The sequence below is a fragment of the Acidovorax sp. GW821-FHT10A04 genome (assembly GCF_059415825.1).
The window spans coordinates 1-15333 of sequence record NZ_JBWKNZ010000013.1; the positions used below are offsets into that span (position 1 = coordinate 1).

The 15333-nt window shown below is 67.4% G+C and carries 15 protein-coding genes; 13 read left to right on the plus strand and 2 right to left on the minus strand.

Annotated features, from left to right (window positions below):
- Positions 1 to 227 precede the first annotated feature (227 nt).
- The 4 genes from AC07PF_RS23970 to AC07PF_RS23985 all read left to right on the plus strand — a co-directional run bounded on the left by AC07PF_RS23970 (position 228) and on the right by AC07PF_RS23985 (position 4028).
- Positions 228 to 980 carry a 16S rRNA pseudouridine(516) synthase gene (locus tag AC07PF_RS23970; protein ID WP_494613529.1) on the plus strand — a complete coding sequence of 251 codons (753 nt, stop codon included), beginning with the start codon at positions 228 to 230 and terminating at the stop codon, positions 978 to 980.
- A gap of 155 nt (positions 981 to 1135) precedes the next feature.
- Positions 1136 to 2137 carry a YncE family protein gene (locus AC07PF_RS23975; RefSeq protein ID WP_494613530.1) on the plus strand — a complete coding sequence of 334 codons (1002 nt, stop codon included), beginning with the start codon at positions 1136 to 1138 and terminating at the stop codon, positions 2135 to 2137.
- A gap of 29 nt (positions 2138 to 2166) precedes the next feature.
- Positions 2167 to 2979 (plus strand): polysaccharide deacetylase family protein, encoded by an 813-nt coding sequence (locus AC07PF_RS23980; protein ID WP_494613531.1) that lies wholly within the window; start codon positions 2167 to 2169, stop codon positions 2977 to 2979.
- A gap of 50 nt (positions 2980 to 3029) precedes the next feature.
- Positions 3030 to 4028: a sterol desaturase family protein gene (locus tag AC07PF_RS23985; RefSeq protein ID WP_494613532.1), complete on the plus strand. Its 999-nt coding sequence runs from the start codon at positions 3030 to 3032 to the stop codon at positions 4026 to 4028.
- Here AC07PF_RS23985 and AC07PF_RS23990 read toward each other — a convergent pair.
- Entirely contained in the window at positions 4025 to 4927 is a 903-nt protein-coding gene (locus tag AC07PF_RS23990) for a LysR family transcriptional regulator (protein WP_145698100.1), read from the minus strand. The genes AC07PF_RS23985 and AC07PF_RS23990 overlap by 4 nt on opposite strands.
- A 262-nt stretch (positions 4928 to 5189) precedes the next feature.
- Here AC07PF_RS23990 and AC07PF_RS23995 point away from each other — a divergent pair, with 262 nt between their 5' ends.
- The 9 genes from AC07PF_RS23995 (at position 5190) to AC07PF_RS24035 (ending at position 14584) form a co-directional block, all read left to right on the plus strand.
- Positions 5190 to 6206, plus strand: a complete 1017-nt coding sequence (locus AC07PF_RS23995; RefSeq protein WP_494613533.1) for a bile acid:sodium symporter family protein — start codon at positions 5190 to 5192, stop codon at positions 6204 to 6206.
- A 91-nt stretch (positions 6207 to 6297) separates the two neighbouring features.
- Positions 6298 to 6792 (plus strand): aminoacyl-tRNA deacylase, encoded by a 495-nt coding sequence (locus AC07PF_RS24000; protein ID WP_494613534.1) that lies wholly within the window; start codon positions 6298 to 6300, stop codon positions 6790 to 6792.
- 44 nt (positions 6793 to 6836) lie between these two features.
- Complete coding sequence (locus AC07PF_RS24005) at positions 6837 to 7808, plus strand: EI24 domain-containing protein (protein WP_494613535.1); 972 nt, start codon at positions 6837 to 6839, stop codon at positions 7806 to 7808.
- Positions 7805 to 8632: a competence/damage-inducible protein A gene (locus tag AC07PF_RS24010; protein WP_494613536.1), complete on the plus strand. Its 828-nt coding sequence runs from the start codon at positions 7805 to 7807 to the stop codon at positions 8630 to 8632. Before AC07PF_RS24005 ends, AC07PF_RS24010 begins: the two co-directional genes overlap by 4 nt.
- A 173-nt stretch (positions 8633 to 8805) precedes the next feature.
- Positions 8806 to 10221: a type I glutamate--ammonia ligase gene (gene glnA, locus AC07PF_RS24015; protein ID WP_007854205.1), complete on the plus strand. Its 1416-nt coding sequence runs from the start codon at positions 8806 to 8808 to the stop codon at positions 10219 to 10221.
- Positions 10222 to 10490: 269 nt separating this feature from the next.
- Entirely contained in the window at positions 10491 to 11003 is a 513-nt protein-coding gene (locus AC07PF_RS24020; protein WP_007854207.1) for a hypothetical protein, read from the plus strand.
- Between the two features lie 238 nt (positions 11004 to 11241).
- Positions 11242 to 12264 carry a nitrogen regulation protein NR(II) gene (gene glnL, locus AC07PF_RS24025; protein ID WP_035203374.1) on the plus strand — a complete coding sequence of 341 codons (1023 nt, stop codon included), beginning with the start codon at positions 11242 to 11244 and terminating at the stop codon, positions 12262 to 12264.
- A gap of 40 nt (positions 12265 to 12304) precedes the next feature.
- A complete protein-coding gene (ntrC, locus tag AC07PF_RS24030; protein WP_007854210.1) occupies positions 12305 to 13942 on the plus strand; it encodes a nitrogen regulation protein NR(I) in 1638 nt (545 codons plus the stop codon).
- A 156-nt stretch (positions 13943 to 14098) separates the two neighbouring features.
- The gene (locus AC07PF_RS24035; RefSeq protein ID WP_145698095.1) at positions 14099 to 14584 is read left to right on the plus strand and encodes a GFA family protein; all 486 of its coding nucleotides are present in this window, start codon (positions 14099 to 14101) and stop codon (positions 14582 to 14584) included.
- A gap of 4 nt (positions 14585 to 14588) precedes the next feature.
- On the opposite strand, the gene AC07PF_RS24040 is transcribed toward AC07PF_RS24035, so the two are convergent.
- Positions 14589 to 15293 (minus strand): class I SAM-dependent methyltransferase, encoded by a 705-nt coding sequence (locus AC07PF_RS24040; protein ID WP_494613537.1) that lies wholly within the window; start codon positions 15291 to 15293, stop codon positions 14589 to 14591.
- Positions 15294 to 15333 lie beyond the last annotated feature (40 nt).

The following is a 15333-nucleotide window of genomic DNA, read 5'->3' on the forward strand; positions in this document are numbered from 1 at the left end:
GACAGTGAAACGACTTTGCGCCGATGATAGTGCGGGTTCCCGTGTGAAAGTAGGTCATCGTCAGGCTCTTACAGCCCCAAATCCCCTCAGTCCCCAAAGGACTGGGGGGTTTTGCGTTTGGGGAAGGCAAATTTGCTGAAATCCCCGCGGAACCATCGGCTTTGTCAGGGCTGGCGCGAGGTGCCTGCCTTGATTGCCCACCTGTTTCTCACCTTCGTTCGACCACCATGCAGCTGCAAGACATTCTGTATTCCCAGGGATTTGGAACCCGGCGCGTATGCGCCGGATTGGTGCAGCAAGGCTGGGTGGCGGTAAGCACCACTGGGGTGCAAGGCGAGTATGTGCCGTGCACCGAGGCGGCCGCCGACTTCGAGGCCGAGGGCCTGCAGCTGCGTGTGCAGGGCGTGGACTGGCCGTACTACGAGAAGGCCTATGTGCTGCTGCACAAGCCTGTGGGTACCGAGTGCTCGCAAAAGCCTTCGACCTACCCGAGCATCTACACCCTGCTGCCCGCCCCGCTGCGCCAGCGGCCGAGCAAGACGGCGGTGCAAGGCATCCAGGCCGTGGGCCGGCTGGACCAGGACACGACCGGCATGCTGCTGCTCAGCGACGATGGCCAGTTCATCCACCGCATGAGTTCGCCCAAGAAGCATGTGCCCAAGGTCTACCAGGTCACCACCAAGCACCCCGTGGACGAGGTGCAGGTGAACAAGCTGCTGGCTGGCGTGGTGCTCGACGACGATCCCAAGCCGGTGCGCGCTGCCGCCTGTGCGCTGGTGGACACGCACCGCCTGGACCTGACCTTGACCGAAGGCAAGTACCACCAGGTCAAGCGCATGCTGGCCGCCGTGGGCAACCGCGTGGAGGGCTTGCACCGCTCGCAGATCGGCAGCATGGCGCTGCCGGCGGACCTGGCGCCCGGGCAATGGCGCTGGCTCAGTGCAGACGATCTCCAGGTCCTGGTGGCATCGCCGCTCTGAGCGCCGTGCCGGGGATCCCGGCCTCTGCAAATTCGCCGGCAGGTGGAACTTCTTTGATCCAGGCCTTGTCCTGTGCAGATGTTACGCCTTGCGGCACAGGAGCCCGGACTCCCGGCGCTACACTTGCATACTGTCCTGAAAGTGCTTGGTTGTTTGTGAAGATTTTCTCTCCCGCGCGCGTGAGCGCCGCCCTGGCTGGCCTGGTCTTGCTGTGGGGCGCCAGCGTGGCGGCCGCACCAGCCGCAGCGCCCGTGCCGCCGATTTTCGTGCTGAACTCGCTGGAGGCCAATGTCAGTGTGATCGATCCGCTGACGTGGACGGAAACCTCGCGCATCCCCACCGGCAAGGAGCCGCACCACCTGTACCTCACGCCCGACGAGCGCTCGCTCATCGTGGCCAATGCGCTTGGTGACACACTGACCTTCCTGGACCCGCGCACGGCCCAGGTGCAGCGCACGATACGCGGCATCGTGGATCCCTACCACCTGCGCTTCACGCCCGACATGAAGTGGCTCATCACGGCCGCCAACCGCCTGAACCACGTGGACTTCTACCGCTGGGACGGCAAGGAGCCCACGCTGGTGGCGCGCGTGAACACCGCCCGCACGCCGAGCCACATGTGGATCGACAGCCGCAGCACCACCGTCTACGTGTCCATGCAGGACAGCGACGAGCTGGTGGCCATCGACATCGCCACGCAGGTGGTCAAGTGGCGCCTCAAGACCGGACCCATGCCGGCCGACGTGTATGGAACCCCCGACGACAAGCATGTCTTCGTGGGCCTCACGGGTGGTGACAGTGTCGAGGTGTTCGACGTCTCGGGCCGCGAGCCGCGCAGCGTGCGCAAGATCAAGACCGGCAACGGCGCGCACGCGTTCCGTGCGGCGGGCGATGGCAAGCACCTGTATGTGAGCAACCGCGTCGCCAATTCGATCAGCAAGATCGACATGGCCAGCATGGCCGTGGTGGACAGCTACCCCGTGCCCGGCGGGCCGGACTGCATGGAGGTCTCGGCCGATGGCCGTTTCATCTACGTGAGTTCGCGCTGGGCGCGCAAGCTCTCGGTGGTGGACACCGAGGCCAAGAAGGTGGTGCGCCAGGTGCCCGTGGGCAAGTCCCCGCACGGCGTCTGGACGCTGCAGCACGCGCCCCGGTAGTGGCAATGACCGCCGGCATGCCGCCCCGCATGGCTGCGGCTCGCGCCGTGCCCCGCTGGTGCCTGCAGGCCGTGCTGCCCCTGGCCTTGCTGGCCGGTTCGCCTGCCGGCCTGGCGCAGGCCAGCCCCTGCACCAAGCCCGTCTACCTGACCCTGGACACCGGCCACATGGAGGTGGCGCCGCTGATGGCCGATGTGCTCAAGCGCCAGAACGTGCAGGTGACCTTCTTCGCGGCGCAGGAGCGCACCAAGGAAGGTGACGGCAGCCTGGGCGAGCACTGGGCCCCTTGGTGGCGCGCCCGGGCCGCCGAAGGCCATGCCTTTGCCTCCCACACCTGGGACCACACCTACTGGCGCGCCGACCTGGGCACGGCCGCCAGGCCCTCCTTCAAGGTGCGCCCATCGGCCGGCCCGCGCGCGGGGCAGGACTTCACGATGACGGCGGCAGAGTACTGCGCCGAGATCACCAAGGCCGCCGACCGCCTGCAGGCCATCACCGGCCAGAAGGTGCTGCCGCTGTTCCGTGCGCCGGGGGGCAAGACATCGCCGCAATTGCTGGCCAGTGCCCAGGCCTGCGGCTACACCCACGTGGGCTGGTCGCCCGCGGGCTTTTTGGGCGACGAGCTGTCCACCGCACAGGCCAGCAACGATGCGCTGCTGCGCAAGGCGCTGCGCGATATCCGTGCGGGTGACATCCTGCTGGCGCACCTCGGTATCTGGTCGCGCACCGATCCTTGGGCGCCCGCGGTGCTGGAGCCCCTGATCGTGGGCCTGAAAGAGCGGGGCTTTTGCTTCAGAACACTGCGCGAGCACCCGGACTACGGTACAAAGCCCGTGCGGTGACGCCGGGCGATCACGGCAGCGATGGCACAGCAACAGGAGCAGCGAACGCAATGGAGTGGTTGAGCGCGATATTCGACGGGGCGCAGCAGTGGCTGTTCGAGACCGTGGTGCAGCCGCTGATGTTCGCGGGCGGCCTGGGCAACCTGCTCGAGGACGGCTACGACGCCACCGGCTGGCTGCTGGTGGGCCTGCTGCAGCTGGCGGTGATCATCGCCATCATCGGCCCCATCCAGCGCTGGCGCCCCGTGGAGCCGGTGACCAACCGCGCCACGATCCGCACCGACATCCTCTACACCCTGCTGCACCGCCTGGGCCTGTTCCGGGTGGGCCTGTTCTTCGCCATCGACCCGCTGATGGACGCCATGTTCGGCGAGCTGCGCATGTCGGGCGTCAGCACCTTCCACCTCGATGGCCTCTGGCCCGGCGTGACCGACGTGGCCTGGGTCAGCCTGCTGTTGTACCTGGTGGTGTTCGACTTCGTGGACTACTGGATCCACCGCGGCCAGCACCATTTCGGGTGGTGGTGGAAGCTGCATTCGCTGCACCACGCGCAGCAGCAGATGACCATGTGGAGCGACAACCGCAACCACCTGCTGGACGACATGCTGCGCGACACCATCCTCGTGGTGGTGGCCCAGCTCATCGGCGTGGCGCCGGGGCAGTTCGTGGCCATTGTCGCCATCACGCAGCTGAGCGAAAGTTTTCAGCACGCCAATGTGCGCCTGTGGTTCGGCCGTGTGGGCGAGCGGCTGTGGGTGAGTCCGCGCTTTCACCGGCTGCACCACAGCATCGGCATCGGGCACGAGACCATCAAGCCCGCGGCCGCGGGTGATAAGGCCCCGCGCGTGGTGCTGGGCGGCCACAACTTCGGCGTGCTGCTGCCCTGGTGGGACATGCTCATGCGCACCGCCAACTTCGAGCAGCGCTACGACCCCACGGGCGTGCGCGACCAGGTCGAGCCCGGGCCCGACGGCCGCACACGCGACTATGGCCGCGGCTTCTGGTCGCAGCAGTGGCGTGGGGTGCTGCGCCTGGTCGGAAAAGCCTAGGTCCGCCGCGCGGCGACATCGCGCACCAGCCCCCAGGCCACGGCAGCTACGGGCGCCAGCGCGCGGTTGGCGCGCCGCACCAGCACGATGGCGCGTTCCACACGCGGTGTGAGTGGTCGCACCTCCAGGCCCTGCAGTCCGGCGGGCGGCAGTGCCAGCGTGGGCACGACCGAGATGCCCAGGCCCGCATCGAGCATGCGGAAGATGGTCGTCACATGGCCCACCTCCTGCGCCACGGGCGCCTGCACGCCGTGCTGGCGCAGCGCATCGTCGATCAGCCGGCGGCTGCCGGAGGCATGGTCGAGCAGCACCAGGGGTTCACCGGCCAGGGCCGCCCAACGCACGCTGCGCTGTCTGGCCAGCCGGTGCGTGGGCGGGCAGACCAGGCAGAAGGGCTCGGAGAGGATGGGCTCGGCATGCAGCTCGTCGTTGCGCCCCGGCTCGGGCTCGATCACCACGCCGAAATCCACCTCTCCCGAGAGCACGCTGGCGAGGGCATCGTGCTGCATGCGGTCCAGCAGCAGCAGCTCCAGCCCCGGGTGGTCCTGCCGGCAGCGCGCAATGCACTCGGGCAGCAGGTTGGCCGACAGGGTGGGGCTGCTGGCCACCCGCACCCGGCCCTGGCGCTGCGTGGCTAGGCCACGCACATCCAGCAGCACGGTGTCCAGGTCTTCCAGCACGCGCGCCAGGCGCACCGCCAGGCTGCGGCCCGCTTCGGTCAGCACCACCTCACGCGTGGTGCGGTCCAGCAGCTTGATGCCCAGGTGCTGTTCCAGCTCGGTCACGCAGCGGCTCACGGCCGGCTGGGTCAGTCCGATCTGGTCGCCAGCGCGCGTGAAGCTGCTGTGCAGGGCCACGGCCTGGAAGACGCGCAACTGGCGCAAGCTAGGGTGTGCCATGGCCTATTTCCCCTTCGCGCGGGCCATGGCGTGGGGATGGATGCGCGAAGCGCGGCGCAGCCCATGGCGGGCCATGGGCAAGCCGTGCGACAAAGCAGACGCCGCACGCCGTGGGCCGCGCGTGGGGAAATAGGCCATGGCACACCCTTGATTCATGCAGGGAAATTATAAATTCATCAAATCAATCCATTTCTCTTGGGGTGGCAAAGCAGGTCCAATCGGTGCAACCCGTTTCTCTTGAGGCCCTCGCGCCCCTGTTCCCATGGCCCGTTCCCGTCTGCTTCCCGACAATTTCACGCTCTACCTCGTCGCCACGGTCGTCGCCGCCAGCCTGCTGCCGGCCTCCGGCGGCTTCGCCCGGGCGCTCGAGGTGGCCACCACCGTGGCCGTGAGCCTGCTGTTCTTCCTGCATGGCGCAAAGCTTTCGCGCCAGGCCATCCTGGCCGGCATCGGCCATTGGCGCCTGCACCTGGTGGTGGTGGCCAGCACCTTCGTGCTGTTTCCGCTGCTGGGCTGGGCGCTGCGCCCGGTGCTGGAGCCGCTGGTCACGCGCGACCTGTACACCGGCATCCTGTACCTGTGCGCGCTGCCGGCCACGGTGCAGTCGGCGATCGCCTTCGTCTCCATGGCGCGCGGCAACATCCCTGCGGCCGTCTGCAGCGCCTCGGCCTCCACGCTGCTGGGGGTGGCCTTCACCCCGCTGCTCGTGGGTCTGCTGATGTCGCAGAACGCGGCCATGGGCGATCCGCTGGCGGCGATGGGCCGCATCGGCGTGCAGCTGCTGCTGCCCTTTGCCATCGGTCACCTGCTGCGCCCCTGGATCAGCGGCTTTTTTCAGCAGCGCGCATCCGTCATGAAGGTGGTGGACCAGGGCTCCATCCTGCTCGTGGTGTATGCCGCCTTCAGCCATGCCGTCATCGACGGGCTGTGGTCCCAGGTGCCGCCCATGGCCCTGGCCGGCCTGCTGGCCGTGTGCGCGGTGCTGCTGGCGCTGGTGCTGACCCTCACCACCTGGAGCGCACGGCGCATGGGCTTTTCGAAGGAGGATGAGATCACCATCGTCTTCTGCGGCTCCAAGAAGAGCCTGGTGAGCGGCGTGCCCATGGCCAACGTGCTGTTTGCCGCCAATGTGGCGGGCGCCATCGTGCTGCCGCTGATGCTGTTCCATCAGATGCAGCTCATGGTCTGTGGCGTGCTCGCGCAGCGCTATGCGCGGCGCGAGGCCGCGGCCCAGGTGCCGGCGGGGCAGGGCGCGGCTGCGGCGGAAACGCGCGCCTGAGTGTGGGTGGGGGCAGCTCGGCTATGCTGTCCCGAGCCGTGCCCGCACACCGTGGGAGCATTTCCCTGCCATCCCCAAGGAGCTGATCGCCATGCCCCTCGTCCCTGTCTCGGCCACCCTTCTGGCGCAGGGCCAGGTGGCCTACCGGGTGCATGAGCACCCAGAAGCGCACACCACGCAGCAGTTCATGGGGCTGGGCTTTCCGGTGCCGCAGATGGTCAAGACGCTGGCGTTCCAGGCCGGGGATGGCGGCATCGTGCTGGTGGCCCTGCGCGCCCTGGATCCGGTGGACTATGCGGCCGTCGCGCGGGCCGTGGGCACGTCCCGCGCCAAACTGGCGCCCCTGGATGAAGAGCTGTTGCGCGAGCGACTGGGCATGCAGGCCGGCGGTGTGGGGCCCTTCGTGCAGCAGGACGGGGTGCGCGTGCTGGTGGATCGGCAGGTGCCCGCGTTGCCGGTGGTGTTCTGCGGCTCGGGCGAGCGCACCAGCACGCTGGAAGTGCCGGGCCAGGCCTTTGCCGCCATTGCCGGGGTCGTGCTGGGTGAATTCGCCAAGCCCGCGGGCACGCCGGTTCCAGCCGCATAGGCACGCACGCACGGGTGTCATCGGCACGGGGCAAGGCTCGCGGTATGCTCACGCGCATGGGACTACTGCTGGACTCCTTCTGGCGCGCCGCGGCGTATTGCATGCGCCCCCGCGTCATCCTCCTGTCGCTGCTGCCATTGATGCTGATGGCGGGGCTTGCGTTCGGGCTGGGCTACTTCTACTGGGACGTGGCGGTGCAGAGCATGCACTCACTTCTGGATGCCTCCCCCATGCTCAAGAATTTCTGGAGCTGGCTTGAAGGCTGGGGCCTGGGCAGTGTGGTGGCGGTGCTGGCGCCCATGATGGTCATCCTCACGGCGACGCCGGTGCTGGTGGTGGTCTCGCTGCTGCTGGTGGCCGTGCTCATGACGCCGGCCCTGGTGACCCTGGTGGCCGAGCGGCGCTTTCCCGAACTGGTGCGCAAGAAGGGCGGCTCGTTCTTCGCCAGCCTGGCCTGGTCGGTGGGCTCCACGGCCCTGGCGCTGGTGGCGCTGGCGGTGTCCGTGCCGCTGTGGCTGGTGCCGCCGCTGGTGCTGGTGCTGCCGCCGCTGATCTGGGGCTGGCTGACCTACCGTGTGATGGCCTTCGACGCGCTGGCCGAGCATGCCAGCAAGGAAGAGCGCAAACGCCTGTTCGAGCGCCACCGCGCCAGCCTGCTGGGCATCGGCATCATCACCGGCTACCTGGGCGCCGCGCCCAGCATCGTCTGGGCCTCGGGCGTGCTGTTCGTGGCGGCGTTTGCCGTCCTGGTGCCATTGGCGATCTGGATCTACATGCTGGTGTTTGCCTTCTCCTCGCTGTGGTTCACGCATTTCTGCCTGGCGGCCCTGCAGGAGCTGCGCGAGGACGACGTGCGGGCCACCATGCCCGTGCCCTCGCGCCTGCCGCTCGATGCGCTGGCACCTGCGCCCGCCATTGCAGACACCGCACCGTCCCCTGCCAGTGCACCCGCCCCTGCGGCGGCCACCCTGCCGGCCCCCGGCGCCCTCCCTACCGATTCCCGTAGCACCCCATGACCCCCACTTTCGGCCTCATCATCGTCGGCGACGAAATCCTCTCGGGCAAGCGCGCCGACAAGCACATGCCCAAGGCCATCGAGCTGCTGGCGGCGCGCGGCCTGGCGCTTTCCTACGCCGACTACGTGGGCGACGACCCGGCACGCATCACCGCCACGCTGCAGCGCGCCTTTGCCTCGGGCGACGTGGTGTTCTCGTGCGGCGGCATCGGCGCCACGCCCGACGACCACACCCGCCAGTGCGCGGCGCGGGCACTCGGGGCGGACCTGGCCCTGCACCCCGAGGCCGAGCGTCTGATCCGCGAGCGCATGCAGGACGTGGCGCGCGAGCAGGGCCTGCCCTACGAGCCCGAGCGCCACGACAACGTGCACCGCCTGAACATGGGCATGTTCCCGGCGGGAGCCCAGACCATCCCCAACCCCTACAACAAGATCCCGGGGTTCACCTTCGCCAGCCCGGGCGGGCAGGGCGGGGCCGTGCACTTCGTGCCGGGCTTTCCGGTGATGGCCTGGCCGATGATCGAATGGGTGCTGGACACCCTGTATGCCGAGCACTTCAACCGCACGCCCCAGACCGAGCATTCGGTGGTGGTCTTCGGCGCCATGGAGGCGGCACTCACTCCGCTCATGGAGCGCATAGAAAAATCGCACCAAGGCGTTCGGGTGTTCAGTTTGCCCAGCGTGGATCATCCACAATACGGGCGGCACATCGAACTGGGCGTCAAAGGCCCGGCCCAGGCGCTTCCCGCGGCATGGACGGACCTCAAAAATGGACTGCACGAATTTGGTGCAGAACTTGGCCCCGAAATGGTGCGCAACCTGTGATGTGCAGTGGGGGTGGTTGTGATGCACCAAATTTGTGCATTCGATGGCCCTTGCCAGAGCCCAGGTCGGGCCGCTGCTCCGCGATAGTGCGGTGATTGCACCCCGCTGGCACGCAAACTGCTTTTATTTCGGCAAATTCTTTTTTCAACAAGCGCTTTACCCAGGAGAACCTGATGGCCAAGACCGTTGCAGACGTGATGAAGATCGTGAAGGAAAACGAGGTCAAGTTCGTTGACTTCCGTTTTACCGATACCCGGGGCAAGGAACAGCACGTGACCGTGCCGGTTTCCCACTTCGATGAAGACAAGTTCACGTCGGGCCACGCATTTGACGGTTCGTCGGTGGCTGGCTGGAAGGGCATCGAAGCCTCGGACATGCAACTCATGCCCGACCCCAACACCGCCAACATCGACCCCTTCTTCGAAGAAACCACGCTGTTCCTGCAGTGCGATGTGATCGAACCCGGTGACGGCAAGGCCTACGACCGCGACCCACGCTCCATCGCCAAGCGCGCTGAAGCCTACCTGAAGGCCTCCGGCCTGGGCGACACGGCCTTCTTCGGTCCCGAGCCAGAATTCTTCATCTTCGACGGCGTGCGCTGGTCCAACGAACCCGGCAAGGTCATGTTCGAGATCGAAGAGTACGAAGCCCCCTGGAATTCGGGTGCCAAGCTCGAAGGCGGCAACCGTGGCCACCGTCCCACCGTCAAGGGCGGCTACTTCCCCGTGCCTCCCGTCGACAGCACGCAGGACATGCGCGCTGAAATGTCCCTGATCCTCGAATCCCTGGGCATCCCGGTCGAAGTGTTCCACCACGAAGTGGCAGGCGCTGGCCAGAACGAAATCGGCACGCGTTTCAGCACGCTGGTCGAGCGCGCCGACTGGACGCAGGTCCTGAAGTACGTGGTCTGGAACGTGGCCAACGCCTACGGCAAGACCGCCACCTTCATGCCCAAGCCCTACGCTGGCGACAACGGCTCCGGCATGCACGTGCACCAGTCCATCTGGAAGGACGGCAAGAACCTGTTCGCAGGCGACGGCTATGCCGGCCTGTCGGACTTCGCGCTGTACTACATCGGCGGCATCATCAAGCACGCCCGTGCCCTGAACGCCATCACCAACCCCGGCACGAACTCGTACAAGCGCCTGGTGCCCGGCTTCGAAGCCCCTGTGAAGCTGGCCTACTCGGCCCGCAACCGCTCGGCCTCGATCCGCATCCCTTACGTTGCCAACCCCAAGGGCCGCCGCATCGAAGCGCGCTTCCCCGATCCATCGGCCAACCCTTACCTGGCCTTCTCGGCCCTGATGATGGCCGGCTTGGACGGCGTGGAAAACAAGATCCATCCCGGCGAAGCCGCCACGAAGGATCTGTACCATCTGCCACCCGAGGAAGACAAGCTGGTGCCTACCGTGTGCCACAGCCTGGACCAAGCCCTGGAATACCTCGACAAGGACCGCAGCTTCCTGACCAAGGGTGGCGTGTTCACCGACTCCATGCTCGATGCCTACATCGATCTGAAGATGACCGAAGTCACGCGTTTCCGCATGGCTCCCCACCCTGTCGAATACGACATGTACTACTCGCTGTAATCTGCCCACCCGGCGATTACCCCGAAAAGGCGGCGCAAGCCGCCTTTTTTCATGGCGTCGGCACAACACTGGCTGCGGAACCAACGCAGGCGGCGGCGCCTCTGTAGAGCCTGGGCGCACTGTCTGCAGCCATGCCCCAGGCCCGTTGTCCGTCCCAAGACCCGCCCCGAAGCCCCCATGGCCGCGGTACTTGCTCAATTGGCGATGCGGGATGATTGGGGGATACTCTCTGGTTGTCCCCTGCATAAGCTGCTGCGCGAGGAATTTCCATGAAGAAGACTGTCACCACCCTGTTGTTGCTTGCCGCCCTGGCCCCCGTTGCCGGCTGGGCGCAGGACCGCATCTACCGCTGTGGCAACGAGTACACGAACAATGCCACCCAGGCCAAGGAGCGCGGCTGCAAGCTGGTCGAAGGCGGCAATGTCACCGTGGTGCAGGGCGCACGCCCGGCCGCGGCTGCGGGCGGCGCCGCCGCGCCTGCTGCGGGCAGTGCCCCGTCCGCATCGCCACCCGGCGCCCCGCGCGTGAACACCAACGACCAGAAGGCCCGCGACGCCGATGCGCGTGCCATCCTCGAGTCCGAGCTGCGCAAGGCCGAGGCGCGCCATGCCGAGCTGGTCAAGGAATACAACGGCGGCGCGCCCGAGCGCAATGCGCTGGATCTGCGCAACCCGCAGCGCTACATGGAGCGCACGGCCGAACTCAAGGCCAGCGTCTCGCGCAGCGAGAGCGACATCGCCGGCATCAAGCGCGAGCTGGGCCGCGTGGCACCCGCCAACTGAGAAGGTGTGAAAGAACCCGCCATGCCCGCTCATCCCTCCAAAACACGCGCGCTCGTCGTTGCAAATGCTCGCCATAGCCCGAGCTATGGCTGTGCTTTGCGCCTAGACCGCACGCGTTGTGGCGGCCTGCTCGGACACGCCGGATTCATTCACACCTTCTGAGCCGACCCCGCGCGTGAGCACTCCACCCGACACCACCTTCCTGTCCGAGACCGAGCGGTTCCATTCGCTGGACCTGATGTCCACGCTGGTGGCGGTGCTGCGCGCCGATGGCGCCGTGCAGTTCGCCAATGCCGCGCTGGAAAACACCCTGGGCCTGTCGCGCCGCACGCTGGAGGGCGGCGACTTCTCCACCTTCTTCACCGATCCGGCCCTGCTGCAGACCGCGCTGGCCGGTGCCCGCGTGCAGGACTTTGCGGCGCTGCGCTACGAGGCCAGCCTGAAGCGCCTGCACCAGGACCCCGTGCCCGTGCATGTCAACGTGGCGGCGGCCGAGCAGGCCGGCGAGATCCTGGTGGAGCTGTGGCCCCTGGAGCAGCAGGCCCGCCAGGACCGTGAGGAGCGCCTGCTCGACCAGGCCCAGGCCAACAAGGAGCTGATCCGCAACCTGGCCCACGAGATCAAGAACCCGCTGGGGGGCATCCGCGGCGCTGCGCAGCTGCTGGAGATGGAACTCGAGAGCCGCGAACTCACGGAGTACACCCAGGTCATCATCCATGAGGCCGACCGCCTGCAGAGCCTGGTCGATCGCCTCCTGGCCCCGCACCGCCACCCGCACCTGGTGGGCGACGTCAACATCCACGAAGTGTGCGAGCGCGTTCGCTCGCTGGTGCTGGTCGAGTACCCGCACGGCCTGCGCGTGCAGCGCGACTACGACACCTCCATCCCCGAGTTCCGCGGCGACCGGGCGCAGCTCATCCAGGCCCTGCTCAACGTGGTCCAGAACGCGGCCCAGGCCCTGTCCGAGCGTGTGGCTGCAGGCGATGCGGTGATCACCCTGCGCACCCGCGTGGCCCGACAAGTAACGTTTGGTCGCCAGCGCTACCGGCTGGCACTGGAATTGCATGTCATCGACAACGGACCGGGCGTACCCGATGCCATCAAAGAGCGTATTTTCTACCCTCTGGTGTCGGGTCGGGACGGCGGATCGGGGCTGGGACTCACGTTGGCGCAAACCTTCGTACAGCGGCACCACGGATTGATCGAATGCGACAGCGTGCCGGGTCGCACCGACTTCCGTATCCTGATCCCCTTGCCCTGAGGTCCCTGACACGCAACCACAGGGAAGGTAAGAAAAAGATATGAAGCCGATCTGGATAGTAGATGACGACCCCTCGATCCGCTTCGTCCTGGAAAAGGCGCTGGCCCGGGAGAACCTGCCCACGCGCAGCTTCACCCATCCGCGCGAAGTGCTCGACGCGCTGGCCGACATCACCGCCGGCGACCCCGCCCGCCAGGCACCGCAGGTCCTGGTGAGCGACATCCGCATGCCCGGGGGATCGGGCCTGCAGCTGCTCGAGAAAGTACGCGAACTGCAGCCCGGCCTGCCCGTCATCATCATGACGGCGTACTCCGACCTGGACAGCGCCGTGTCGGCCTTCCAGCGCGGCGCGTTCGAGTACCTGCCCAAGCCCTTCGACCTGCCCAAGGCGGTGGAGCTGATCCGCCGCGCCGTGGAGGAAAGCCAGCGCGAGGAAGTGACCGAAGAGCGCCAGGCCGAAACCCCCGAGATGCTGGGCCAGGCGCCCGCCATGCAGGACGTGTTCCGCGCCATCGGCCGGCTCAGCCAGAGCCAGGTGACGGTGCTGATCACCGGCGAATCGGGCTCGGGCAAGGAACTGGTGGCACGTGCGCTGCACAAGCATTCGCCGTGTGCGGACGGCCCCTTCGTGGCCATCAACACCGCGGCCATCCCCAAGGACCTGCTCGAATCCGAACTCTTCGGCCACGAGCGCGGTGCCTTCACCGGTGCGCAGACGCAGCGGCGCGGCCGCTTCGAGCAGGCCGAGGGCGGTACGCTGTTCCTCGACGAAATCGGCGACATGCCGTTCGACCTGCAGACGCGCCTCTTGCGCGTGCTGTCGGACGGCCAGTTCTACCGCGTGGGCGGCCATGCGGCCGTGAAGGCCCATGTGCGCGTGATCGCGGCCACCCACCAGGACCTGGAAAAGCGCGTCAAGGAAGGCGGTTTCCGCGAGGACTTGTTCCACCGCCTGAACGTCATCCGCCTGCGCCTGCCCGCGCTGCGCGAGCGCCATGAAGACGTGCCCATGCTCACGCGCCACTTCCTGCAGCAAAGCGCGCGGCAGCTGGGCGTGGAGCCCAAGCGCATCGCCGATTCGGCACTGGTGCGGCTGGAGCAGTTTGCCTTTCCTGGCAACGTGCGCCAACTCGAGAACATCTGCCACTGGCTCACCGTGATGGCGCCCGCGCAGGTGATCTCGCTGCAGGACCTGCCGCCCGAAGTGCTCGAGGCCCCGGTGTTCCAGGCACCTGCCCGTCCCGCCGTGGCCGACGGTCAGGCCGTGGCGCCGCAGCCGGTGATCGCCATGCCCGTGGCGGCCATCGCACCTGCGCCCGAAATGGTAGGGGGCCTGCATGCCGTGGCACCTTCGGCACCGCAGTTCGCGGCGGCCGCGCCGGCAGCCACCTGGGCTGCAGACGCTGCCGTGGGCCTGGCAGCGCCCGCTGCCGCGGCGACAAGCCCCGTGTTGAGCTGGGAACAGGCGCTGGAGGCCGAGGCGCAGAAGCTCCTGTCCGGCGGCCAGCCCGAGGTATGGGATGCGCTCACGCGCCGCTTCGAATCGCGCCTGATCCGCACCGCCCTGGTGGCCACCCATGGCCGGCGCATGGAGGCCGCGCAGCGCCTGGGCATCGGCCGCAACACCATCACCCGCAAGATCCAGGAGCTGGGCCTGGACGCGCCGGACGAGGGCTGAACGCCTGGGGCGCCGCTGGTGCAAGAAAAGAGCCTCGGAATCCCGGGGCTCTTTTTCTTAGGGGGCAGGGTGGGAGGGCGATGCGTGGTGCTCCTACACGCCGCGATCACGCGGCTGTGTAGGCTGCAGGGCTCACCCCAACGCTCTGGACGTCCCATGCACCTCGAAGGCTCCTGCCATTGCCGCGCCGTCCGCTTCTCGCTCGAAGCCGACAGCCCCGTGCCCTTCATGCACTGCCACTGCTCCATCTGCCGCAAGACGGCGGGTGGAGGCGGCTATGCCATCAATCTGGGCGGCGACGCGCGCACGCTCAAGGTCCGGGGTGCCAGGCATCTGGGCACCTACCATGCCGTGGTGCGCGAGGAGGGCCAGCGCGCCAAGCGCTCCAAGGCCGAACGCAAGTTCTGCCTGCAGTGCGGCAGCGCCCTGTGGCTGTGGGACCCGCGCTGGCCCGAGCTGGTCCACCCCCATGCCTCGGCCATCGACACGCCATTGCCCAAGCCACCCGAAGTGGTCGAGGGCATGCTCGAATTCGTCGCCAACTGGGTCGATGTGCCCAAAGGCAAGGGCCACCGGCACTACCAGGCGTTTCCGTCCGAATCACTGGCCGAGTGGCATGAGCGGCACGGGTTGAAGGCATAGCCCGTCAGGCATGGGCAACCCACCCCCGGAACGCCAGCCCCGCATAGAACAGACGGATGCCGCTGAAGCCTGCCTGCGCCAGCAGCGCTTCCTCCTCGCCCGGGCTGAGCAGGGGCAGGGCGGTGTCGATGGCCGTGGAGGCGCGGTGCGCGGCCTCTGGGTCCACGCCCGAGGCGATGGCGAAGGCGGCATAGCGGGCCAGCCACTGCGCGCTCTCCTCAAGTGATGCCAGCGGGAAGCTCAGGTGGGCCGTCACCAGCGGGGCGCCGGGCTGCAGGCGCTGGTGGATGGCCTGCAGGGTGGCCAGCCTCTCCTGATGGGGCACGAAATGCAGGGTGAGCAGGCAGGTCGCGCCATCGAAAGGGCCTGCGGGTGCCGTGTGCACATAACCCTGGTGAAAGTCCACGCGCGCCGCCAGCGGCCCGAGCGTGGCCTGCGCCAATTGCAGCATGGGTTCGGACGGGTCCACGCCCACGAAGCGCCACTGCGGCTGCGCCCGGGCGAAGACGCCCAGTTCGGCGCCGCCACCGGCGCCGATGACGAGCACCTGGGCCTGTGGCGGCGCATGTTCGGCCAGCAGCACGCCGGCCATCTTTTGCAGATCGTCCCAACCGGGCACGAGTCGGCGGGTGCGGTCAGCGTAGGAGGCCACTGCATGGGGATCGGCGAATGGCGCGTTCGGATCTTCGCCGGTGGATGAGGTAGGCATGGCGGGATGAAATTTAAGTAACATTCATTGTTGCATATGT

Coding starts and splice junctions, on each gene's coding strand:
- AC07PF_RS23970 (WP_494613529.1), top strand. CDS start 228: ATGCAGCTGCAAGACATTCTGTATTCCCAGGGATTTGGAACCCGGCGC.
- AC07PF_RS23980 (WP_494613531.1), top strand. CDS start 2,167: ATGGCTGCGGCTCGCGCCGTGCCCCGCTGGTGCCTGCAGGCCGTGCTG.
- AC07PF_RS23985 (WP_494613532.1), top strand. CDS start 3,030: ATGGAGTGGTTGAGCGCGATATTCGACGGGGCGCAGCAGTGGCTGTTC.
- AC07PF_RS23990 (WP_145698100.1), bottom strand. CDS start 4,927: ATGGCACACCCTAGCTTGCGCCAGTTGCGCGTCTTCCAGGCCGTGGCC.
- AC07PF_RS23995 (WP_494613533.1), top strand. CDS start 5,190: ATGGCCCGTTCCCGTCTGCTTCCCGACAATTTCACGCTCTACCTCGTC.
- AC07PF_RS24000 (WP_494613534.1), top strand. CDS start 6,298: ATGCCCCTCGTCCCTGTCTCGGCCACCCTTCTGGCGCAGGGCCAGGTG.
- AC07PF_RS24005 (WP_494613535.1), top strand. CDS start 6,837: ATGCTCACGCGCATGGGACTACTGCTGGACTCCTTCTGGCGCGCCGCG.
- AC07PF_RS24010 (WP_494613536.1), top strand. CDS start 7,805: ATGACCCCCACTTTCGGCCTCATCATCGTCGGCGACGAAATCCTCTCG.
- glnA (WP_007854205.1), top strand. CDS start 8,806: ATGGCCAAGACCGTTGCAGACGTGATGAAGATCGTGAAGGAAAACGAG.
- AC07PF_RS24020 (WP_007854207.1), top strand. CDS start 10,491: ATGAAGAAGACTGTCACCACCCTGTTGTTGCTTGCCGCCCTGGCCCCC.
- glnL (WP_035203374.1), top strand. CDS start 11,242: ATGTCCACGCTGGTGGCGGTGCTGCGCGCCGATGGCGCCGTGCAGTTC.
- ntrC (WP_007854210.1), top strand. CDS start 12,305: ATGAAGCCGATCTGGATAGTAGATGACGACCCCTCGATCCGCTTCGTC.
- AC07PF_RS24035 (WP_145698095.1), top strand. CDS start 14,099: ATGCACCTCGAAGGCTCCTGCCATTGCCGCGCCGTCCGCTTCTCGCTC.
- AC07PF_RS24040 (WP_494613537.1), bottom strand. CDS start 15,293: ATGCCTACCTCATCCACCGGCGAAGATCCGAACGCGCCATTCGCCGAT.